The sequence below is a fragment of the Acidobacteriota bacterium genome (assembly GCA_016716435.1).
In the GTDB taxonomy this organism is placed as follows: domain Bacteria; phylum Acidobacteriota; class Blastocatellia; order Pyrinomonadales; family Pyrinomonadaceae; genus OLB17.
Genome location: JADJWI010000003.1, coordinates 956,687 through 978,113, shown reverse-complemented (window position 1 = coordinate 978,113; position 21,427 = coordinate 956,687). Strand labels below are relative to the sequence as shown.

Genomic DNA, 21,427 nt, shown 5'->3' with positions numbered 1-21,427 from the left:
GAACGCAGTTGCTCCCGCCCGAAGAGTATATTCCGCCCGGCCGGGAATAATAAAGCAGACGGGCGGAATTTAACCCTCGCTAGATGATTTAATGCGGAGTTCAACCGGCGGTAACCGCCCGTTCACCTCCGTGAAAGATGATAGCGGGGTGATGACCGGAGCGATCAGAGCACGAATACGAAAACCATTCTCGCGGACCGCGGCGATCCTAAAGCTCGTCCGGGCGGCGAGAAAATTTGCCATCACCGACGGCCGCTACACGGTTCGGCTTGCACGAACCAACGCCGAGGTGCGGTCGGCACTTGAACTACGCTATCAGGTCTTCAATGTCGAGATCGCGGGCCGGAGTCCGCAGCCGGGTGAACAGGCCATCGACTTTGATGAATACGACCACCGCTGCCGGCATCTCGTGGTCATCGAGAATGCGACCGGAAGAACGGTCGGCACCTATCGGATAAACTCGATCGAGACCGCTAAGCGGCCGTCGGGATTTTACTCTTTTGGTGAATTCACCATCGAGGACCTACCCGCCGATGTGCTCGAACGCGGGATGGAGGTCGGGCGGGCATGCATCGCTCCTGAACATCGAAACACCAAGGTCCTGTTCCTTCTCTGGAAGGGCCTTGCGACATACCTTCAGGCGACGGGCAAGCGATACCTTTTCGGCTGCTGCTCGCTTTTCACGAATGATGCGGCCGCGGGCCGTGCGGCACATCAGCAACTCGAAGCCGGAGGGCATTTTATGCCCGAGTTTCGGATGATGCCGAAAGCGAACGGCATCGAACCTGCCGCCGAGCCGACCTTCGATTCGGTCGCCGTCGAGCTTCCGCCGCTCTTCAATATGTATCTCCGGGTCGGGGCAAAGGTCTGCAGCCCGCCGATGCTCGACCGCGAGTTCGGCACGATCGATTTCTTCGTCGTCTTTGACCTCGAGAAGATGAATCCCAAATACAGGAAGATGTTCTTCGGGAGTGCCTAAACGTAAACGCGTTCAATGAGCTGCGGCGGACGATCCGCGTTGAGCCGGACAACCGTCGAACAGCGTGTTCCGTAGATCGGCGTTTCGATAAAGATCGGCGAGAGCAGCCGCTCGCGTTCGAGCCCGATACCGGTATCGGGCAGTTCATCGTCGCTCGCGAACGTTCGATCGGAAAGCAGTTCGAAGAGGGCATTGTCATCGTCGGCCGCTGCTGTGGAGAATAGTTTCCTTGCCCGCCGAACCTTCGGCCAGGGCGTATCAAGGAGATGATTGCTGAGCCCGTAAACGCCGGGCTCGAGCCGCCGGATAAGGCCTTCGCGGTTCGAGAAATACGCGGCCTCGATGCCGCCCGAACTAGCCTCGCCAACAATCAGATTGAACCCGGAGAACTCATTGGCGACGGAAGCTAATGTGTCGAGATAATCGCGGGTCGAGATTCCCGACGAAAGAAACCCGGAGACGAGTTCGCCACGCGACCGGGATCCCTTCGGAGCTTTCGGGTCGCGATAGTTCGTGACGGCCGCGAACCGCCTGCTTTGCGATATTCCTAGCCAAGTTCCGCCGCCCACCAGATCGCGGCCGGAATAAATCTCAGGAGCGTCTTCCCAAGCGGCGGCTGCCAGCGTCGGGCGGTCGTAAAACTCGTCGCGGTTGGCGGCAAGCAGCAGCCCGCGGGCCGGGTCTTCGCTTATCTCAAAAACTATCAGGCACATTGCTCGGCATTTTCCGGAGGCTTCGCGGCGGGCCGCTTGCCAAAAGCGAGGCGTATCAGCTCACCAACGCTGACGGCCGCAGCCCCATTCGCGATGTTGGCGAGACCGAGCTCGAACGCGATCCGCCACTGGCGAAAGAGTATCCGGTAAGCATCCAGCAAAGTGTATCGCGGGTCGTAGATGTTCGTCGATTCGCTCGTGACGCCGTTAAGTTCGATGATGCTGAACCGCCCGGCCATTAAAGACTCAAAGCTCTCGGCACGAAGGTCGAAGCGGCCGAAATAGAACCCTTCAAGCCCGCGGCAAATGGCGTCGATGCGTTCTTCAAGTTTCGGCGTCAGCAGGTGGCCGCCATCCAGGAAGACCGCACCTCGCGAGTGTGTGCCGATTTCGATCAGACGAAAGCTCTCGCCCGGGCCAAGCACTCGGGAAAGATCGCCGGCATTTCGTTCGAAGTACTTTTCCGCCATCGCGACCGCCCGTGAGTCTTTCAGGATAAGCGCTTCAAGCGTTGAGCGGCCATCGCCGATCACTTCCGGGAATCGCTTTTCCGTTATTGAAAAGATGTGGCCGCAATCCTCGCCCGGAGATCGGTAGTAGAAAACGCTCGCTTCGACCCCGGCGGCAAATTCTTGTACGATCACCGGCCGCTCGGCAAGCTCGAGCGCAGCCTCGAGTTCCCTGCGATTCTGCACTATTGCGACATCGGCGCCTCGTTCACCTGAATCGGGCTTTACGACGACCGGGAACTCAAGCCCGGCGGCGGACATCAAGCCCTCGGCCGCAAAAAACCGGTCGCTCACGGAAAGCTCGGACGAGACGACAAAGTGCCGGAGCAAATGTCCGGCGGCTTCTTCATTAGCAGCAAGCAGGCGATAGATATCGTTCTTCGATTCGCCCTTGAAGCCGCCCGCCGGAATGGCTGGATTGGCAGATGCGAATGCCGTCGGCCGGCGGAAACGGAGCCCAAGCCAAAGCACATACACAACGACCGGAGCGTAGAAGATCCAAAGCGGCCAGAACTCCCTGTTCGCCAACCTTCGAAAGCGTCCGACGAGCAACCGCCGGTTTCGCCACGACGAGTATTTGTGGACAAGGCGAATGGCAAAAAATAGGGCGACCAGGCCGATCAATGCATTGCTCGAAAAGAACATCGATTGGGCAAAGGCAACAGAGCCGACGAGGATCGGCGTCCAGATCGCGGCCGCGACCAGAAATAAGAATGCGAAGCGAGGAAAGCTGACCTTAAGCGCTCCGGCGAAGACGTAGGTCGGTAAGCGAAAGCCAGTTACGAATCGGCTAAGAAAGATCGCGGCGGCACCGCGTTTCCGAAGCCAGCCGGATGCCTTTGCTAAAGAGCTTTTCGACACGAATCGCCCAAAGAGCTTCGTCTCAAAAAGCCTCGTGCCAACGCCGCGGCCGAGCCAGTAAAGCCCGACATCGCCGACAAATATCCCGAGAAAGCATGCCGAAAGTGCAAGCGGAAAACTCGCCGCTCCGGAGGCGACAAGAGTTCCGGCGAGGATGCAGGCCGCATCTTCACTAACGAACGTCCCGAAAAAGAGCACAGCAAAGAGGACGGACACCGAAGCGCCCATCGCATAAAACTCAAAGAACTGCTGCACCTCGCCCATCGGCGTTTAGAGATAGCTCCCAACTACCGGCAGATCTTTTCGGTGAAGCAGCAGCGTTACGCCGCTCAGCAAAAAGACGACGATGGCAAGAATGAAGAGAAGGCCGCCGTCATCCTTAACGACGATGCCGAGCTTCGTCAGATGGCTAAAAATCGCACCCGTGATCGTGCCTAATGCGATCGCCGCCCCGATGGATGCGGTCGAAGGAACGAGCAGCAGGATCGCCGCGATCAGCTCGACGATGCCCGAGCCAATGCGGCCGATGGCCTCGTATTCCGCACCCATCACGGTCGTAAAAATGTACTTCGATTCCTCGGCACCCGTGAACTTGAAAAAGAGTGTTTGAAAAAGGATCAGTGCCACAACCACCCGGCAGATCCAGCTTATCGTCAAAGCTGTGTTGTTCATAAATGTGTTTGTTATTCCGTCTTGTTCTTGTTGTTTTCCGTTTCCCAAAAGCGTCGGGTCGCGGCAGCCACGCCGAACATCGGGTCGATGCCGACGCACATCTCACGAAGCCGCTCGGCGATCAGCGCGTGATGGTGAACCGTGTGGCTTATCGCGAATTCCAACTCGCGGCCGAAGCTTGAAGCAATATCGAGCCCGGGAATCGATTCCGAGGCGACCGTAAGTGGCAGAGAGACATCGAGCGAGGCAAACCCGCGGCCGCGTTCGATCAAGCTTTGGAATGCCCTGATCGCGGCGCTTCTATCGGTTTCTATAGTTCGGTCGCGGCTGCGGGCGGCGTAGTCGACCTTTCCGGTTTCGACGCCGTCATAAAGCGCTCTGACAAGCTCGATATTGTGCCGAAAATGTGCACTGACGCTGCCGTTGCGGACGCTCGGCTCGTTGAATATCGTATCGTCGAGCCGTTCGATCAACGCTATCGCGGCGGCCAGCTCGTTGTTGAGCTCCGCAAGCAATTGATAGGTGGCTGATATCTTTCTCTGTTCGGGTCTCATCGCAGTCTCTGCCGCTAAACAGAACTGAAATTCCAGAGGCAGGGAGTTTTATTCCCCAAATCCCCGCGATAGGCGCAAAATGAAAGCCCGGCAGTTTGCCGGGCCCCATTTTGCGTTTCGAACAGGTTAGCGGACGAATGCGTTCGGTACTGCTTCGTCGGTTACAAGGCCGAAGTTATCGACCCGCAGCGTACCGTTTCCGCTTTGGCGGATGTACCAGACGCCGTTTCGAAAGACCGCGGCATCCGCTTTACCGTCGGCATCGTAATCTGCCGGTACCGGGACGTCGGAAGATAGTCCCCAATTCAGGTAGATAGCCTGGCCGTTCGAGCTTTGCTTGATGTACCAAATACCGGCCCGGAATACAGCCGGATCCGTTTTGCCGTCGCCGTCGTAGTCCGCGGTGACGAAAGTGTCGGTCGGAAGCCCCCAACGGTCGTAGGAAACTGTTGAGGTTGCACTGCGGCGGACGTACCACGTCTGGTTCGAGGGACGAAGAACGGCCGGATCGAATTTCCCGTCGCCGTCAAAGTCACCTCGCATCGGGATATCCGCCGTCGATCCCCAGGGAAGGAATGTGATGTTCCCGCTTGGGTTGGCGTTTGAACCCCGGTAATAAAAGTAACTTTGTGAACCGACCGCGGAGTCGCGATAGACTGCCGGATCGGCCTTCCCGTCACCATCCCAGTCGCCAACGAGACGCGGGTCGTCCCCGGTCTGCCCAAAGAGCTCGATCCGTATTGTTCCCGTGCTGCTTTGGAGAATATAGAAGGCTGCAGTATCGGGCGGACCTTCCCGCCATACTGCAATGTCTGCCTTATCGTCGCCGTCAAAATCGGCCGGTACAAGGTGGTCACCTGCTAAACCGAGCTGCATCCCCGTAAAGCCCGCTGTCGACCGGTTCAGGTACCAAATGCCGGACGAAGGCCGAAACACGCTCGGGTCTGCCTTTCCGTCGCCGTCAAAATCGGCGAATCCATGATGAATGACGACCGGCTGTGATGGCTGGGCGACCGCGGATCTCGTGTAGGTCTGATCGCCATCCGTGCCGCCGTCATCGTCGGCATGCATACCCGCGGCATAGAAAGTAACGTGCCCGACATCGGTTGCTGGAGCGGTCCAGTTAAAGGTCCAGACCGAACCCCCCGCCTGTCCAGGAAACGTTCCGGCAGTCGTCTGGGTCACGTAGCTCTTTCCGTTCGCCGTGCGGATCCGTGTATTGGCAGTAGAATTTGCGAATGTACCGGCGTTCAAATTTGCACCGGTCAAGGACACCATTTCAAATCCCCATGAGAGCCGGCTTGAGTCGTTTGTGGTATTTCGGACCTCGATGGCGTAGGTCTGCCCGGGCACATAGTTCGCCGGGGCGACGATGCTGAACTGCCCTGTTGGCGTCACTTGACTGTGGCAGCTCGTACAGGACGATTCACCGGGAGCACCGGTTCGCCCAGCAGGCGCGCCGCCGCTCGACGCCGCCGTCTCAACCGGTATCGCCGGTGATAGGAAAACGATCAGTAACGCTGCCGACGCAAATGCGAGGACAACTGAGACCTTCAGAAAACGAATTGATTTGTTGCTCATAGAAACCTCCGAACTAAAATTGTGAGCAATCGGCTCTTGCGGGCGGGGGTTCGTAGACTAAAATTCGGGAGGCTTAAATCGGCCGGGTCGGCGAATCGCAGGTGCGGGGGAGCACCTCTTCGGACCATGTCGACCCGTTCAATTGGGTACATCAGCATTAGCCGTGCCAAAGAATAGGCAGGTAGGATAACTGGTTAGGTTTTCGGTCGATCGAAGCAGAAATGGCCCGACTCATAGGTATTTGGAGTGTGGAAATCCAAAATAGCTGTTACATTGCGCGGGATTTTACACGACAAGGCGCGAAGAATTAACAGCGTTTGGAAGCGTTTACTTATCGCCGGCGGTCTCTTGGAGCGGGCGAAGTCTGACCCCACGCTCTTTTCGATCAATTATTCTTCACGCCTCGAGCGGCGGCGGACCGTTTCGCGGCCTCCGCCGAAATAGGCGAGGATCAGGACGATCAGATGGGCGGCGAACCAGATATTCTCGTAGCCCATGTTCTGATAAATGTAGAGAAGGATCAGTATCCGCGGAGCGAAAACGCCGAGCAGAACGTCACCCCAGAGCGGAACGGCGTTGTCCGGATACCACCCCTGGAAATAATAAACAAGCAGAACGATCCGCGGGAAAAAGAGCGAGAAGATCAGAAAATATTCATCCATTTTGCTTTGCCTCCTTTCGTCGTGCGGCGAGCTATGGGCCTGCTATTTCAACCTTTCGAGCACGCCTTTTCGCTTTACAAGGTTTTTATAGTCCCATTGAATCTCTCGCGCTTTCTTAAGCCAGCGTTTCAGGTCTTTCATGTCGATCTCTTCGGCTGAATTATAAAGCACTGACGCATCCTTGAACTTTCCTGTCCCGGGCTTGAGCTTCGCTTCTTCAAAGCTCGCACCGCTCCAAAACATCAGCCGGATACCGGCCTTCAGCTTGCTATAGCCAACGATCGGATTGCCATCCAAAAACCAGACCGGATGCCGATGCCAGATCTTGTTTTCGGCATTCGGCAACACGCGATATCGCTTCGGCAAGTGCATTGCAGACCTCTCGTTCCGCCGGTGCTTGAGCTTGGTTGTATGCTTCGGTCTCTGCGTTCATAAACTCGCGATTCTTTCGATACGATATCAGATAACGATCGCCTTTCCGATCTCCGAATTTCCGATCAAGATGCTCAATATCATCGCCGCCCAATAGCTTGCAAAGCAAGCCCAAGTTGTTCTGGTGACCCGCTCTTGCGTAAATTTATCGTAAGCCAACAAGCTCGCCGTAAGTGCGAAAAGTATCAGATTATTTATGATCAGGCCGATGTCTGCCTCGACCAGAAAACTCACGATCCCGCTCAGCCGGGCGGTTGCGGCAAAGATAAAAACTATCCCTGCATAGAGCATAACGCGTTTGTGGATCTCAGGTTTCCGCCGTTTTAGAATGCCGATGGATATGAACGACACGAACAGGATTCCCATGAAGATATCCATCCAGAGGATCATCGCGAGGCCGGGCTCGATGTCATCGACCGATTTACCCAACTGAAACGCCAACGCCTGCATCCGGCCGGGAAACTGCAGAACGATGTAGATGGTTGACACAAGAACCCCGACGGAAAGGGCGAGGCCAACCCAGCCCGTCTTCTGGTGGAGCTTTGTTTTGCCGAACTTTATTAGGCCGGATTGAAAGACGAGGAAAATATACCAGGCAGTAAGTATTATCCCATGGACATAGAATCCCGCCGGGAGCCGCGGCATCTGCAGAACCTCCGGCTGTGGAAAGCTGCTGCGAAGGTAGAAGGTCGGAGCGAACGCTAACAGGACAATGCACAACATGGCGGTGTACATCACAAAAAAATAACTGTTCCGCTCTTTGCCTGCTGCCATCGACTATCGAAAACTAGCGCTTCCGCTTTTCGGTCACCTTGCCGTCAAATTCCTCGTCGTTGGCCTCGGCTTCTTCTCTGGTTTTGCGCACGATCCCGTCTTTGTGGTGCGGCGGCGAATAGATCGTGTAGATCTTTAGTTCATCGGTTGCCGAGGTGTTGATGACGTTATGCCGGGCTCCGGCGGGGATGACGACCGCGTCGCCGTCTTTGACGGTGTATTTGCTGTCATCGATAACGACCCGCCCGGTGCCGCCCTCGAAACGCAAAAACTGATCGTTCTCTTTATGAACCTCCGAGCCGATCTCACCCTTCGGCTTGATGCTCATTAGCACAAGCTGGCTATGCACCGAGGTGTAAAGCACCTTGCGAAAATTTTTGTTCTTGATCGTGTCTTTCTCGATGTTTGTCTTAAAGCCTTTCATTTCAATATTTAATTCCTTCCGTCAAAACGCGGTAAAGCGCTTTCGGGTCTGATTCAGCCGCTATATTTTTGCTCATATCGGCCGCAGCAATTCTAAGTTCGCCATCATTATATAGCTCATTGAGCCGATTCTCTAATTCTCGTTCATTCAGACCTCGCATCGCGATCGCCGGCGGGCCGAGGCCTTTCCGTTCAACGATCCTCGCCCACATGAATTGATCGACCGCGTGCGGGACGATCAGGCTCGGGCAGCCATATTTCGCAGCCATGTGCGTTGTGCCGGAGCCGCCGTGGTGGACGACGGCATAGACCCGCGGAAATGCCCAATCGTAGGGAATGGAATCGACAAAGAAGATGTGCTCGGGAACGCCATCGAGCCGCTGCAGCCCGCCCCAAGATGTGTTAATGATCGCCGGAATGCCGAGCTTCGTTAGGACATTAACAAAGATCCGCGTCTTCTTTTCCGGCTCAGGGTTGGTCATGCTCCCAAAGCTGATCAGTATCGGCCGGGGAAACACTTCGAGAAACCGTTGAAGCTCGGCGGGCGGCTCCCAGCCGGCCGTCTTGTCGCGTTCGAAATAGCCGACTATTCGGGCGTTCTCGGGCCACGCGGCGGGGCGGTCGAAAAGGCTCGGCGAGATAAGGTACACGGCCGGTTGGTCGCGGACAAAGGCATTGCGGATAGCAGAGAGCGAGGTATCAACGTGAGAGTAGGCCTCGGGATATTTCCGGGCGAAGCTTCGCGCCGTCGCGGCCTTGATGGTATTGACAAGCCGGTGTTCGAGCCGGTTCAGAAAGCGGCCGTGATCTTTGAAAACGGGGCCAAAATCGTCGAGCGGATGGGCGACGCCGGGCAGCGGGCTGACAAGCACGGCCCTACCGGGATTCGCCATCGCCCAGATGATGTTAAAGAGGCTCTTCGGGTGGTAAAGCAGAAGGTCGGGCGACTCCTCGGTCAGCACTCGCTGCTGCAGCTCGCCGGACTCCCTATTGAGCCGCATACCCTTGCGGGCAAGGGCGATCCAGCTTTTTATTCGGCCGGGAAAAGAACCGCCGCCGCCGATGATCCGTTGCCCGTCCTGATCTTTTAGAAGCTCAAGAAAGGCCGGGTCGAAGCCGTGGAACCGATAACCGATCGCGACGACCTCATCGCGAAACTGCTCGGGAAAAAGACAAACGACCTCCCAGCCTCTCTCACTGAGCACCTCGCCCACCGCCAAAAACGGCTCGATATCACCGCGGGTACCGAAGGATACGAGAAGCGCTTTCCTTTTTGATCGTGGATGCTCCAAACTTTCAAGCACAATTGAAATAGATCAGAAGCCCAGAACTCCGACCCCGCCCGGAAGCCTGCATGACAAAATACGCGAACTAACTATGGTAGCCTGACAAATACTCTTCCGCCCGAAGCCTCATTCGTTCGTATTCTTGGGTAATTTCCCTGCACTTCTCAATTGAATTCTTCACAGAAATGCTACGCATTCCCTTTCCTAAGAATTCGATTCTCGCATCGTTCTCGTAGAAAAGCTCCACGGGACGATCATCAAGGTAAGTAATATTCGTTTTCCCAAGAAGTACTTCAACAAACGCATAGTCCTCTAGACTGCAAAAGGCTCTGCCGATTCGTAATTTTTTAATTTTCGTATGCTTAACCAGCGACTTGAAAATTGGATATCTCGGATTCACGACCTTAACCCCAAACCCCAATGCGAGAACTTCCAGATTTGGAAGTTCACCTAGGAAATCAAAGTTCTCGACGGGTTGATTCCAATCAAAGGTTCCATTTATATAGAGATACCTCAGTCCTTGCGATCCAGCCAACCCACTGAAGTCTGTTACTTTTCTTAAATTCTCCAAATGAACCGATTTTAGTCTTTTCAGGTTACTCAAAGGCTTCAAATCTGAAAACCCGGAAACATATTCGAGTACCACTTCTTCAAGATTCGGCAAGTTGCCGATAAACTCGATGTCATTCGTTCTGCAAAACGTAATTCTCAAGCGCTTAAGGTTTTTCAACTTTTCAGCCGCATGTATCTGATCTTTGCTCGGCTCATGAAGCGTAAGTTCTTCCAGATATGGGCACTCAAAGATCTGCTCCCAATGTATCTTGTCCTGATTCTTGCTTATGGTAAGGATCTTTACCTCGTCCTTATTTGGAATAAAAGACTCAGCACCAAACGCAAACCTTTCTCTGTTCGGAACTGTCGTCCAATAGTCGCCCTCTCTGTCCAATAGGTCTATGAAGTGATGTTTCATTGTGTGCGGTTAGATCGGGTGCCTATTGCAAATAACTGCTGTTACGCTTTGCTTTCGGAGCGCTTTTCAGTGAGCAAAATATCGATAGTCAATATTTTTTTACGAACGCCCCATTTTAATCGTTGACCCGACATTCCTGCTGCAAGAACCCGGATTAACTGAGAACGACTTGAGACACGCTATCCATTCCGATCCACTTGTCTTCGAAGGCGCATTAGGATTCGTTCGAGGCCGATGACTGCGAATCATGGGATCGCAAGCAGTGATTTCTCTTCGTCGCCATTGAAGGCTGAGACCGTCTCACGCGACCGGGTTAGCAGTTGAAGGATGTGCTCCGTCCTGCAGTTCCCTAATCGTATCCAGATCACTTTCGGCGGATGGCCAAGCAGAAGGCTTTTCTGGACGAAATCGTCATCCTTAGTGACGATTGTGAATCCGTTTTCCTTTGCGTAGTTCCAAATATCACGGTCATCAGCCGCGGTCGAAAGCACGTGCTTGATATGCTTTGAATCTGGATAGGATTCGCCAAGCTCGTCTACGAGCTTCCACGAAAGGTTTTGGTCAAGCAACAACTTCATACTGCGGCATCACAGCGAGTTGGCGTTCGCGGTCCGCCGCGAATGCAAGGCAGGCTCGAATGTCCTCGCGGGTCAGTTCGGGGAAATCAGAGATTATTTCTTCCTCGGTCATGCCGCCCGCGAGATACTCCAGAACATCCTGAACCGTGATCCGCATGCCGCGAATGGTCGGTTTGCCGCTTCGCTTTCCGGGGTCGATGGTGATGATTTCCCGATAATCCATGCGTTAATGATAACAGAAAAGAGAAGCTCGAAAACTATAAATTCCAAGCCACTTGACTCCTCAGTCTCATCAGGGTTCTTTCGAGGCCGATGACCTCGAAGACCGAGAGCATTGAGGGGCCGACGGCGACACCTGTTAGGAGTGTGCGGGCACCGTTCATTATCACGCCGAGCTTGGTGCCTTTTTCTTCAGTGAAGGCTTTGACGATGGTTTCGATGTTGGGTTCATCGAATGGCAAAGAACCACCCCGTCCGCTCAAAGCAGCGTCCACCCCTACTTCGTAAGGAGGGGAGCTTGAGGCAAATTCGGCCTCGAAGCGGTCGGCGAGTTCCGGCATCCATTCTTTGAGCTCCGGGAACTTGGTCAGGTTCTTGGCGATGGCCGCTGGGTCGAAGTCAAAATCTTCGCTGAAATACGCACGGCCCTGGGCCGAGAAATCCTTGAGCGTAAAGAACCGCTGGCGGATGAGATCGATGGTGTAAAGGAACCAAGCGCTCGAATCGAGCGGTGCGTTTGCCGAATAGCTTTCAGCTATAAGCTCTAAGCCGTCAGCCGGTTCCGGAATATCGTCGGCATATTCGTCCTTCCAGAGCTTGTTCGCTTTCAGCTCTGCCTTGACGAGCGGGTAGAGGCCGTCGAGCGGCATCGTGCGGATGTATTCGGCGTTCATCCAGATGGCCTTGTCGTCGGTCCATTTTCGGGGGTCGTCAGGATGAAAATTAAAGACCGCGTTTGAGCGGTGAATGCCCTCGAGTGAAAATTTCTCGATCAGCTCTTCCAGCGAATAGATCTCCTTCTCCTCGCCGGCCGACCAGCCAAGAAGTGCGAGGAAATTTCGAAAAGCAGCGGCAATGAAACCCGCGTCGCGATAGGTCGTCATCGAAACGACCTCGCCGTGCTTGCGCTTTGAGAGCTTGCCCTTGTTCGGCGCCATGATCAGCGGCAGGTGTGCAAATATCGGCGGTGTGACACCGAGAGCTTCGTAGATCAAGACCTGTTTGTGCGTGTTCGTCAGGTGGTCTTGGCCGCGGATGACGTGCGTTATCGCCATCTCGATGTCGTCGCAAACGACGGCGAGGTTGTAGAGCGGATGCCCGTCCGAGCGGAGCAGGACGAGGTCTTCGGTGTCCGCGTAATCGCGTTCCTGCAGGCCATAAACCTGGTCTTCGAATGCCGTCTTGCCTTCGGCCCCAACCTTGAGCCGAATGGCGAAGGGCTCGCCGGCCGCGGCACGAGCGTCGCTTTCTTCCTGCGAAAGGTCGCGATAGATATTATCGCGCATGTTCTTATCGCCGCCCTGCTCGCGGGCACGCTGCTTTATCGCATCTTTTACGTTCGCGTCGGTCGGAGCCTCCTTCGGCGTAAAGTCGCGATAGGCCTTGCCTTCTTCCAATAATCTAAGCGCGGTCGCTCGGTGCTTGTCGGCATTATTTGACTGAAAAACGATCTCTTCTTCCGGTGCAAAGCCGAGCCACTCAAGCCCTTCAAGGATCGAACGGGTCGATTCCTCGGTAGAGCGGGCGAGATCCGTGTCCTCGATCCTCAAAAGGAATTTGCCGCCGGTGTTGCGAGCGTAAAGATAGTTAAAAAGAGCGGTCCTTGCGGAACCGATATGTAAATAACCCGTCGGCGACGGTGCAAATCGAACTCTGACATTCATAATAAAAAATGACCGATCGACAAAGGCCCGCGGCAGAAAGTTCTGACCACTGACCACTGACGACCGGCCTCTGGAATTTATGGCGGAGACGACAGGATTCGAACCTGTGGTACCGGGTTAGGGTACAACGATTTAGCAAACCGCCGCTTTCAGCCACTCAGCCACGTCTCCGCATGGATGCTGAAAAGCAAAGTCAATTCTAGCCCAAGGGCAAACTTTGTCAAGCTTTCGGCATCATAGACCACGCAAATAGGTTTATTTTCGGCTTGACACACAACTTGAATAACTAGAAAATACGGGGGTTGTAGTATTTCGTCCATTTTTCTCCGGTTCGACTTGATCTCCCCGGTATTGCCCGATCCTGGCGTTGAAGACCTTATATGGCTCAACTCTTTACAAAAGCGATAAATTCTCTGCTGCTTTTTGCACTGGCCATCGGCACCGCCGCGCCGGCGATTGCAGCGGAAGATACGGCAGAATTCGCCGGCACTTCGGGAAAGAGCAATCTGGGCCTGATCCGCGGCATCGTCCGCGATGAAGGCGGCAAGCCAATAGCGGACGCCGTTGTTGCGATCTTTCGCCTCGGTACCTCAAAACTGCTCCGGCAGGTTCGTTCGGCAGCCGACGGAAGCTACACGCTTCGCATCATTCCAGGTAAATACACAGTTCTTGCAGTCGCTCAGGGCTTTAACCCGGCTACCTTGCCGCAGGTTGAGATTGGACGGGCCACGGAACAGGATTTCGGATTCAAGTTGGCGCGTGCCGGAAGCGGTAATACACTTCCCGAAAAAAAACTCGACCGATCAAATCCCAAGTGGGTCATTCGGTCCTCGCAGATGGGCCGCTCGATATATTTGAACACCGAGGGCGATGTCCCGTTGGAAGAGAGTGTTAATGAGCCGGCCGAAGTTGAGGTCGCTTCGCTCGATGATGAGAGCGGATCGATCAACCTTAAGCCCGGACAGACGATCGCCGAGACCTTTGCCGCAACCACCGAGCGCGGAAATTATGTCGGCGTAAACGTTGCGACGCATATTGCGCTCAATGAGAAAACCGACCTGATCCTCGCGGGCCAGGCGGCGGCCGGAAGAAACGCACCGAAGCGGCTCGATACACAGCTTTCGTATCGCCCGAATGAATCGCACACGCTGCGGTTCGTGACGTCGTTTGGCGAACTCGGCACCTTAACCTCGGGCGAACGCGAAGAATCGCTCGGCCAGTTCTCACTCAGGGCCATTGATGAATGGCGGATCCGCGAGGGCATCATTTTTGTTTACGGGATCGATTATTCGCGGTTCACCGGTGCCAGCAACGATTTTGTTATCGCTCCGCGGCTCGGCTTCCAGTACGACATCGACTCAAAAACACGTTTCCGCTCGGCCTTCACGACCCAAACCGACGAACGATCATGGGCACGCGAGATAGCCCTTGAGGACGCACAGATATCGTTCCGCGAGCCCGCCTTTATTGAGGACGTGGTCGTCGAGGACGGCGAGGCGCTGATGAACAATTCGCGGCGGCTTGAGTTTGGTATCGAGCGTGTTCTTGACAACAGCTCAAGCCTCGAGGCGACCGCATTTTTTGACGGAACCCTTGTCCGCGGAGTTCGCGTTATTGGTTTGCCGTTCGGTGCGGCTTCGATCGAAGGCAGTGACATCGCCGGCAATCAGCAAGGGAATGCAAGCGGCATCCGCGTCGTTTATGCTCGCCGGCTGAGCGGACGCTTTAACCTGACGGGCGGCTACAGCTTCGGTAGCGGGCAGCGGCTTTCGGGCGAAGGATTGCAGGACCCGGCATCGCTGTTTGAAGAGTCTGTTTTCCATACGGTCTTTGGCCAGCTTGATACCGATATTCGGCCGGGGACCAATATCCGCACGATCTTCCGGCTCTCGCCGAATGCGACGGTATTTGCCGTGGACCCATTCCGCGGCCGGCTTGCGATATACGATCCGGGCCTCAGTTTTGTCGTTACACAGTCTTTACCGACCCTTGGCCTTCCTTTCCGTGCCGAGGCGATCCTGGACGCCCGCAACATCTTTGACCTTCAGAACACGGCCACAAGTTCGGAAGGAACCCTTAGCCTGAACTCGCAACGCCGCATGGTCCGGGGCAGTATCCTCGTGCGATTCTAGAAACCTGCCAAGTTTAATTTTTCCAGTATTTTATCGGCCTTTGAAACGGGCCACGAACCGACTGACTCCGAAATATTGGATTGAAAAGCAAAAAAATGGATATCAAATGAGCAATCCTTGCAGTTCCTCTTTTTGCCCCAGCCCTAACCCGCCTGTTTTCCTGCATTTAACATTCTTCGGCCGGGGGCGAGAGTTGGAATAAGAGTTGCCTTTTTAATATAGTTAGCCAAAGCTACGGCTTCCCGATGAAGCGAAGCATCTTCACAAGTTGGAGCCTGATATGGCTGCTGGCGACGATCTTTTTCGTTGCCGGCGGAGCCCTAAACCTGTCTCAAAGGGCGACGCACCAGCTTCCGCCGACCGATGGCGTATTGTGGGTAGAAAAAGCGGACGGCATTTACGCCGAACGCGTCGAACGCGGCTTTGCCGCCTCGCGGGCCGGCATCTCACCGGGTGATAAACTCCTTTCGATCAGCCTTGACGGCACAAATTTCGACGAAGTTGTCGCTGCCGCTGACGTCCCGATGTATCTGGACGCAGCCGGAGTCGGCGGCAGCCTCACGTACTTTTTTGAAAAGAGCTCGTTCTCCTTCGCCGATAACCGCTACTTTGCGGACCTTCGAAATATTGACACGGTACCCCGCTGGCCGGCTTCGCTCATTTTTTTGATGGTCGTCGGCGTTGTGTGGCTCGGTGTCGGGGTGTTCGTTCTTTTTAAGCAGGGCAGCCAGGCCCCGTTCATACTGCACTTTGCGACCGTTTGTCTCGCGGCATTTGTTTTTCATTTTTACAGTGCCCTTGGGTTCGGGCAGGATTTCGACCTTGCCATCCAGGTCGTCGATTGGCTTGCTTTCATCGCCTTTGCTCCGCTCTTTGTTCATTTTTGTTTGCGTTATCCGGTACGGAGCGAGGTCTTTGACGAGGCTCGGTGGAAGACCATCGCCACGTATGCTCCCGCGGTCGCCATAGCGGCAGCGGTCATCGTTCTGACCTTTTCGCCATTTGTACTTCCGACCGCAACAGCCATAAGTTTTAATGCCGCGTTGGCTTCGTACAAGGCATTTCCGCTGCTCAACGCAATTCTCGTCGGCCATTTTGCCGTCGGCGTTGCCATTGGTGCAGGAATTCTTCTTTGGCGATTTTTGACGAGTACGCAGGCGGTCGTGCGACAGCGGCTAAAATGGGCGATGTGGGGCACGATCGCGTCGGTCATCCCTATCATCGGGCTGCAACTGACGCGGCAGTTCATCTACCTTCCGGAAGACATCATCACCTCGGCTCTTTCGACGCTTCCACTTGCGCTAATTCCGCTAAGCTTTGGCCATTCGGTCGTGCGGTATCGGCTGATGGACGTTGATGTCGTCGTCCGCCGGGCCCTCGTCTATGCAATGACAACGCTTGCCATTGCGATGATGATCGGAGCCGTCGCACTCGGGTTGGTATTTCTTGCGGTCGGCAGCGACCTTTCTACCACCGAGATCACGCTTCGCGCCGTAATTGCGATCGTTGCGATGGCGGCGATCGTGATGCTGAGCGAGCCGCTCAAGAATTTTCTGCAAGAGCGGGCGAACCGTTTCTTCTATGGCGAGCGCTATGACCTTCGCCGGGGATTGCTCGATTTTGGCCGAACGCTTTCAGCCTCTACGGCGCTCGAGCCGCTACTTGAATCACTCTCGCATCGGTTGGTTGAGGTGCTTGACGTTGAAAAGGTCGCGGTGTTTATTGAAGATCGCGAAGGTGAGGGCGGCTACCGTATCGGCCGTTCGATCGGGCTGACTGAAACTTACACTGTTCCTCGCGATTTCAAACAGATCATCCGACAAAAGTCGGCAGCAAACGGGATCGTCCGCGCGGACCAGATCGAGATCAACGACGACGATGCGGATACGACCAACGGCAATGGCGGCGGGCTGACCGGCGTCAGGCAGGAGCTTCATTATTTCGTGCCGTGCGTCGTTGGCAGCAAGATGGTCGCCGTGATCGGCCTCGGCCGGGCGAAGGACGGCTCGCTGCTTTCCTCTGAGGACCTTGAGATCTTGAGAACGATCTCCGGCTATATCGCCGTGGCGATCGAAAACAGTCGGCTATATCAGGAGCAAAAGCAGCAGACCGCCGAGCTTGCACTCCTCAAAGAATTCAACGAGTCGATAGTCGAATCGGTCAACGTCGGCCTTCTTGCCGTAAATGAGGATGGGCTGATCACACGCTGCAACACTACCTTTGAAGAGATGATGAACCGCTCACGTTCGGAGGTTATCGGCAAGAGCGTTGATGACATCTTTGACCCGGCATTTGCGGCAAATCTCAATAGCATTCTCGGCAAGAGCCGCTGGCACCTAACCGAGATCCGTAATGCCTACAAGCTTCATGCCCGCGATGCTTCGGGTAATCCGCTGATCCTCAATGTTGCGGTTGCCCCGCTCCGCTCGGTCTCGAACGAGCAGACGGGCGGCATCATTGTGCTGGAGAATGTTTCGTCGCGAGTCAAGCTCGAGGAATCGCTCCAGCAAAGCGAAAAGCTCTCAAGCATAGGCCTTCTCGCTGCCGGCGTTGCCCACGAGGTCAACACACCGCTGACGGGCGTTTCGAGCTATACGCAGATGCTGCTCGGGATGATCCCCGAAACCGACCCGAAGCACGAACTGCTCAAGAAGATGCACCGGCAGACCGAGCGGGCGGCAAACATCGTCGGCAACCTGCTCAATTTCTCGCGAACCGGAAGTGCGATCGAATGGACCGAGGTCGATGTAAACAAGCTCATCGACGATACGCTCCAATTGCTTGAACCGCAGCTCCGCCGCTCGCAGATCGAGATAGTGAAACAATATGAAGAGCGGCCGCCGCTCGTTTCCGGAAACTCCGGCAAGCTCCAGCAGGTATTGACCAACTTGATCCTCAATGCACGCGATGCGATGGCAAACGGCGGCATCATAACGCTGCGGACGATCCTTGACGGCGACCGCGTCCGCGTCGAGGTCGCAGATACCGGCGAAGGCATATCCGAGGAAGATATCTCAAAGATCTTCGATCCTTTCTTCACGACAAAAGCGGTTGGAAGTGGAACAGGCCTTGGACTCGCCGTGACCTACGGCATCGTTCAGGAGCACGGCGGATCGATCGAGGCCAAGAGCCCGAATGGAAGTGGTGCTACCTTTATCCTGACATTGCCGCTCGGTTCACCCGCTCAGCAGCGAATGGTCGGCTAAGCGGCCGTCCGGTGCATCTCACGCCGCTCACCCAGCAATCTCGAAAGATAGAAAGCAGCAACCATCGCGAGGACCATTATCCCGCTCGCAGCCCAGAATGTTCGTGTCACCGAGGCATCGTCGATGGCGTTGAAGGCGTTGTTCAGCAGCAACCCGCCGACAAACGGCCCGATAGCACGTGCAAGGCTCGCCCCCGACTGCATTATCCCGAGCATACTTCCCTGTTCATCGTCCGACGAAAGCTTTGAAGCGAGGCTCGTAAGCGCCGGTGCGGCAAGTGCGTTCCCGATCGAGAGAACCGTGCACACGCCCAAAAGATACGCGAGCCCGCCGGAGTTTGGGCCGAGAAACGGAAACGCAAAAAAGCTCGCGGCCATCAAGAGGCAGCCGATGATCGCAAGCTTTGCCTCGTGAATCCGCGATGCCAGCGTCCCGAAGATCACGCCCTGGCCAATGACCGCCATCACGCCGACGTAGGCAAAAAGATAGCCGTTTTGCTCTGCGTTATAACCGTAACGGTAGGCCGTAAAAAGCACGAACGCATAGGTCATCACGGAGAATGCCGTGACCAACAGAAAATAGACAAGATTGATGGCTCCGAAGTCGCGTTTGCCGAGGGCCGCAAGCATCTCGGCGATGCGCCCGCCCGAAGGCTTCGCGTCGGCCGTCCGCTTGACCGTTTCCGGAAGAATAAAATAGACAGCGATCGCATTTGAAAAAGCGAGAACCGCTGCCACGTAGAACGGCACACTAACGCCGTATTTGCTCAAAACTCCCGCCAGTGCTGGGCCGAGAATGAACCCAAGGCCGAACATCGCTCCGAATATCCCCATGCCTTTCGCCCGGTTCTCCCGTGAAGTGACATCGGCAATGTAAGCCTGCGCCGTCGAGATATTGCCGCCCGTTATGCCGCCGATCACGCGGCCGAGAAAAACGAGCATGAGCGTACCCGCCGCACCGATGACGAAATAGCCGGCCGCCGACCCCAAAATGCTGATGAACAAGATCGGCCGCCGGCCGTACTTGTCTGAGAGCCTTCCCAAAAGCGGCGAGAAGATGAACTGCATTATCGAATAGATACCGAGCAGAAGCCCGATCTCAAAGGGCGTCGCGTTAAAAGGGTCGGTATTCGCGTAGAAAGGCAGGATCGGGATCACCATCCCAAAGCCGATGAGGTCAATGAAAACCGTTACATATATAATGATCAGCGGTGCAGTGAAGAATCGCTCGTTCGGCGTTTCTTCGCCCGTTTCGCTTTTTTCCGGTTGGGACATCTACGGATGAAATTTTAGCAAACCGCGCGAACATAGTAGAATCGAAACTATACAAGCCTAAGGCTAGAGAGAACTTATTTGATAATGATGACTGGAAAAACTCGCTCGATCTTACTCCGTTGGCTTATTTTTTCGCTTGCTTTGGCATTTACGTTCCAGAACGTAACTGCTGAGACCGCCGCCGAACGCCGAACGCAGCAGGCCGTCCCGGAGATCAGCTACACGGTCTCGATGTCAAAGCCCTGGACGCACCTGCTTGAGGTCGAGATGCGCGTCCGCTGGTCGGCAATGCCGCAGGACCTTGACCTGAAAATGCCGGTCTGGACGCCGGGAAGTTATCTCGTACGCGAATACGCCCGACACGTGCAGGATTTTGCAGTGAAAGATGCCGCCGGAACCGCTCTCGCTTGGGAAAAGACAAGCAAGAATACCTGGCGGATCAAGACCGCAAAGGCCCGCGAGGTAGTCGCTACCTATCGCGTTTATTCAAATGAGCTGACCGTTCGAACCAATGAACTCAACGACGAGCACGCCTTTTGGAATAACGCTGCCCTGCTCTTTTTCCCTGCCGGCCAGCTAAAGGCTCCGTCAAAGGTAAAGGTCGTGCCCTACGGCAATTGGAAGGTCGCGACGGGCTTGCGGCCGGTCGCGGGCGAGGCAAACACATTCACCGCACCGGACTACGACATTCTTTACGATTCGCCGTTTCAGGTCAGCGACTTTAAAGAGAAAACATTCCAGGTCGCCGGGCGACCGCACCGGATCGTTGTAACGGGCGAAGGCAACTACGACCTCGACCAAATTGCTGTGGATACCGAAAAGATCGGCGAGGCTGGCATCGCGATCTTTGGCGAACTGCCGGTCGATGATTACCTGATAATCCTCAATCTCCGCGGCGGCGGCGGGCTTGAACATCTGAACTCGACCGCTCTGCAATGGAACCGCTTCGGCTTCCAGCCGCGTTCGCGATATTTGAGCTTTCTTCGGCTGGTCGCCCACGAATATTTCCACCTCTGGAACGTAAAGCGGATCAGGCCTGATGTCCTCGGCCCCTTCGATTACGAGAATGAGAACTATACAAAGCTCCTCTGGGTCGCGGAGGGAACGACCGCTTATTACGAGGATGTGCTTCTTCGCCGTGCGGGGCTGATCACGCCCGAACAGAATCTCGAGTCAAAGGCGGACATGATCGGTAACCTGCAGAACCGCCCCGGACGTTTTCAGACGAGCCTTGAGGAAGCGAGTTTTGACGCTTGGATCAAATATTACCGACAGGACGAGAACGCGATAAACAATCAGATCTCATACTACGATAAAGGCGAGATCGTAAGTATGCTGCTGGATATCGAGATCCGGAACGCCTCCGGTCATCAACGTTCGCTCGACGATGTGATGCGATCGCTCTACAACGAATTCTTCAAAGGAGGTCGTAATTTCACGCCTGCCGACTTTCAGCGTGCCTGTGAAGCGGCAGCTGGTCGGAGCCTCAGAGATTTTTTTGCAAAATACGTCTCGGGCCGTGAAGAGATACAGTATAATTCGATCCTTCAGGGTATCGGGCTCAGGCTTCAGGCGGGAGTTCCGAGCAGTAGACAGGCCTATATCGGTGCAAGTCTCGCCGAGACGGACGGACGGCTCATTGTGCGTTCCGTTCCGGCGGGAACACCGGCGCATGAACAGGGACTGAACTTTAACGACCAGATCGTCGCCATTGACGGGCACCGAGCTTCGAACTCTTTTCTTCAGACTTACATCGGCGAGAAGAAGCCCGGCGATAAGGTTCGAATGACGATCTTTCGGCACGACCGCCTGCGGGATATCGAATTTACGCTTGGTGTAAATGAACGCGTTGTTTATCGTTTCATCAAGGAGCCTCAACCGACCGCCGAGCAGCGTGCCGGGTATGAGCGGTATTTTGGCGTCGCTATCGATCGATAA

18 protein-coding genes, 1 tRNA gene and 1 pseudogene are annotated in these 21,427 nt (G+C 55.1%); 4 read left to right on the top strand and 16 right to left on the bottom strand.

Going from position 1 to position 21,427, the window contains the following annotated elements:
- Positions 1–91: 91 nt before the first annotated feature.
- Positions 92–979, top strand: coding sequence for a GNAT family N-acetyltransferase (locus IPM21_07900; protein MBK9163819.1), 888 nt, complete (start codon positions 92–94; stop codon positions 977–979).
- On the opposite strand, the gene IPM21_07895 is transcribed toward IPM21_07900, so the two are convergent.
- The 15 genes and pseudogenes from IPM21_07895 to IPM21_07825 form a co-directional block, all read right to left on the bottom strand.
- Positions 976–1,692 (bottom strand): NRDE family protein, encoded by a 717-nt coding sequence (locus IPM21_07895; protein MBK9163818.1) that lies wholly within the window; start codon positions 1,690–1,692, stop codon positions 976–978. The two genes, IPM21_07900 and IPM21_07895, sit on opposite strands and share 4 nt — an antisense overlap.
- Positions 1,683–3,326 (bottom strand): VTT domain-containing protein, encoded by a 1,644-nt coding sequence (locus IPM21_07890; GenBank protein MBK9163817.1) that lies wholly within the window; start codon positions 3,324–3,326, stop codon positions 1,683–1,685. The genes IPM21_07895 and IPM21_07890 overlap by 10 nt, the downstream gene beginning before the upstream one ends.
- A 6-nt stretch (positions 3,327–3,332) precedes the next feature.
- Positions 3,333–3,734 carry a DoxX family protein gene (locus tag IPM21_07885; GenBank protein MBK9163816.1) on the bottom strand — a complete coding sequence of 134 codons (402 nt, stop codon included), beginning with the start codon at positions 3,732–3,734 and terminating at the stop codon, positions 3,333–3,335.
- A gap of 11 nt (positions 3,735–3,745) precedes the next feature.
- Positions 3,746–4,288, bottom strand: a complete 543-nt coding sequence (locus IPM21_07880; protein MBK9163815.1) for a hypothetical protein — start codon at positions 4,286–4,288, stop codon at positions 3,746–3,748.
- 126 nt (positions 4,289–4,414) lie between these two features.
- On the bottom strand, positions 4,415–5,869 hold the full coding sequence (locus tag IPM21_07875) for a hypothetical protein (GenBank protein MBK9163814.1): 1,455 nt from the start codon (positions 5,867–5,869) through the stop codon (positions 4,415–4,417).
- A 389-nt stretch (positions 5,870–6,258) separates the two neighbouring features.
- Positions 6,259–6,531 carry a hypothetical protein gene (locus IPM21_07870; GenBank protein ID MBK9163813.1) on the bottom strand — a complete coding sequence of 91 codons (273 nt, stop codon included), beginning with the start codon at positions 6,529–6,531 and terminating at the stop codon, positions 6,259–6,261.
- 42 nt (positions 6,532–6,573) lie between these two features.
- Positions 6,574–6,964 (bottom strand): annotated as a pseudogene (locus tag IPM21_07865) (DUF1801 domain-containing protein).
- A gap of 26 nt (positions 6,965–6,990) precedes the next feature.
- Positions 6,991–7,737: a hypothetical protein gene (locus tag IPM21_07860; GenBank protein ID MBK9163812.1), complete on the bottom strand. Its 747-nt coding sequence runs from the start codon at positions 7,735–7,737 to the stop codon at positions 6,991–6,993.
- A gap of 13 nt (positions 7,738–7,750) precedes the next feature.
- Complete coding sequence (locus tag IPM21_07855; GenBank protein MBK9163811.1) at positions 7,751–8,161, bottom strand: cupin domain-containing protein; 411 nt, start codon at positions 8,159–8,161, stop codon at positions 7,751–7,753.
- Position 8,162: 1 nt separating this feature from the next.
- Positions 8,163–9,464, bottom strand: coding sequence for a glycosyltransferase family 1 protein (locus tag IPM21_07850; GenBank protein MBK9163810.1), 1,302 nt, complete (start codon positions 9,462–9,464; stop codon positions 8,163–8,165).
- Between the two features lie 67 nt (positions 9,465–9,531).
- Positions 9,532–10,416: a leucine-rich repeat domain-containing protein gene (locus IPM21_07845; GenBank protein ID MBK9163809.1), complete on the bottom strand. Its 885-nt coding sequence runs from the start codon at positions 10,414–10,416 to the stop codon at positions 9,532–9,534.
- Positions 10,417–10,661: 245 nt separating this feature from the next.
- Positions 10,662–10,994: a DUF5615 family PIN-like protein gene (locus IPM21_07840; protein MBK9163808.1), complete on the bottom strand. Its 333-nt coding sequence runs from the start codon at positions 10,992–10,994 to the stop codon at positions 10,662–10,664.
- Positions 10,978–11,217 (bottom strand): DUF433 domain-containing protein, encoded by a 240-nt coding sequence (locus IPM21_07835; protein MBK9163807.1) that lies wholly within the window; start codon positions 11,215–11,217, stop codon positions 10,978–10,980. Before IPM21_07835 ends, IPM21_07840 begins: the two co-directional genes overlap by 17 nt.
- Positions 11,218–11,251: 34 nt before the next feature.
- Positions 11,252–12,877, bottom strand: coding sequence for a glutamate--tRNA ligase (locus IPM21_07830; GenBank protein ID MBK9163806.1), 1,626 nt, complete (start codon positions 12,875–12,877; stop codon positions 11,252–11,254).
- 80 nt (positions 12,878–12,957) lie between these two features.
- Positions 12,958–13,048: transfer RNA gene (locus IPM21_07825), tRNA-Ser, on the bottom strand.
- Between the two features lie 209 nt (positions 13,049–13,257).
- Here IPM21_07825 and IPM21_07820 point away from each other — a divergent pair.
- Positions 13,258–15,009 (top strand): carboxypeptidase regulatory-like domain-containing protein, encoded by a 1,752-nt coding sequence (locus IPM21_07820; GenBank protein ID MBK9163805.1) that lies wholly within the window; start codon positions 13,258–13,260, stop codon positions 15,007–15,009.
- 245 nt (positions 15,010–15,254) lie between these two features.
- Complete coding sequence (locus IPM21_07815) at positions 15,255–18,215, top strand: PAS domain S-box protein (protein MBK9163804.1); 2,961 nt, start codon at positions 15,255–15,257, stop codon at positions 18,213–18,215.
- Here IPM21_07815 and IPM21_07810 read toward each other — a convergent pair.
- Positions 18,212–19,489: an MFS transporter gene (locus IPM21_07810; protein MBK9163803.1), complete on the bottom strand. Its 1,278-nt coding sequence runs from the start codon at positions 19,487–19,489 to the stop codon at positions 18,212–18,214. The two genes, IPM21_07815 and IPM21_07810, sit on opposite strands and share 4 nt — an antisense overlap.
- 84 nt (positions 19,490–19,573) lie before the next feature.
- On the opposite strand from IPM21_07810, the gene IPM21_07805 reads away from it, so the two are divergent.
- Complete coding sequence (locus IPM21_07805; GenBank protein MBK9163802.1) at positions 19,574–21,427, top strand: M61 family metallopeptidase; 1,854 nt, start codon at positions 19,574–19,576, stop codon at positions 21,425–21,427.

What these genes read in the sequence shown, in the direction of transcription:
- IPM21_07840 (MBK9163808.1), bottom strand. Translation starts at nt 10,994, where the DNA reads ATGAAGTTGTTGCTTGACCAAAACCTTTCGTGGAAGCTCGTAGACGAG.
- IPM21_07860 (MBK9163812.1), bottom strand. Translation starts at nt 7,737, where the DNA reads ATGGCAGCAGGCAAAGAGCGGAACAGTTATTTTTTTGTGATGTACACC.
- IPM21_07820 (MBK9163805.1), top strand. Translation starts at nt 13,258, where the DNA reads ATGGCTCAACTCTTTACAAAAGCGATAAATTCTCTGCTGCTTTTTGCA.
- IPM21_07855 (MBK9163811.1), bottom strand. Translation starts at nt 8,161, where the DNA reads ATGAAAGGCTTTAAGACAAACATCGAGAAAGACACGATCAAGAACAAA.
- IPM21_07870 (MBK9163813.1), bottom strand. Translation starts at nt 6,531, where the DNA reads ATGGATGAATATTTTCTGATCTTCTCGCTCTTTTTCCCGCGGATCGTT.
- IPM21_07845 (MBK9163809.1), bottom strand. Translation starts at nt 10,416, where the DNA reads ATGAAACATCACTTCATAGACCTATTGGACAGAGAGGGCGACTATTGG.
- IPM21_07900 (MBK9163819.1), top strand. Translation starts at nt 92, where the DNA reads ATGCGGAGTTCAACCGGCGGTAACCGCCCGTTCACCTCCGTGAAAGAT.
- IPM21_07880 (MBK9163815.1), bottom strand. Translation starts at nt 4,288, where the DNA reads ATGAGACCCGAACAGAGAAAGATATCAGCCACCTATCAATTGCTTGCG.
- IPM21_07815 (MBK9163804.1), top strand. Translation starts at nt 15,255, where the DNA reads ATGAAGCGAAGCATCTTCACAAGTTGGAGCCTGATATGGCTGCTGGCG.
- IPM21_07835 (MBK9163807.1), bottom strand. Translation starts at nt 11,217, where the DNA reads ATGGATTATCGGGAAATCATCACCATCGACCCCGGAAAGCGAAGCGGC.
- IPM21_07805 (MBK9163802.1), top strand. Translation starts at nt 19,574, where the DNA reads ATGATGACTGGAAAAACTCGCTCGATCTTACTCCGTTGGCTTATTTTT.
- IPM21_07885 (MBK9163816.1), bottom strand. Translation starts at nt 3,734, where the DNA reads ATGAACAACACAGCTTTGACGATAAGCTGGATCTGCCGGGTGGTTGTG.
- IPM21_07890 (MBK9163817.1), bottom strand. Translation starts at nt 3,326, where the DNA reads ATGGGCGAGGTGCAGCAGTTCTTTGAGTTTTATGCGATGGGCGCTTCG.
- IPM21_07875 (MBK9163814.1), bottom strand. Translation starts at nt 5,869, where the DNA reads ATGAGCAACAAATCAATTCGTTTTCTGAAGGTCTCAGTTGTCCTCGCA.
- IPM21_07830 (MBK9163806.1), bottom strand. Translation starts at nt 12,877, where the DNA reads ATGAATGTCAGAGTTCGATTTGCACCGTCGCCGACGGGTTATTTACAT.
- IPM21_07810 (MBK9163803.1), bottom strand. Translation starts at nt 19,489, where the DNA reads ATGTCCCAACCGGAAAAAAGCGAAACGGGCGAAGAAACGCCGAACGAG.
- IPM21_07895 (MBK9163818.1), bottom strand. Translation starts at nt 1,692, where the DNA reads ATGTGCCTGATAGTTTTTGAGATAAGCGAAGACCCGGCCCGCGGGCTG.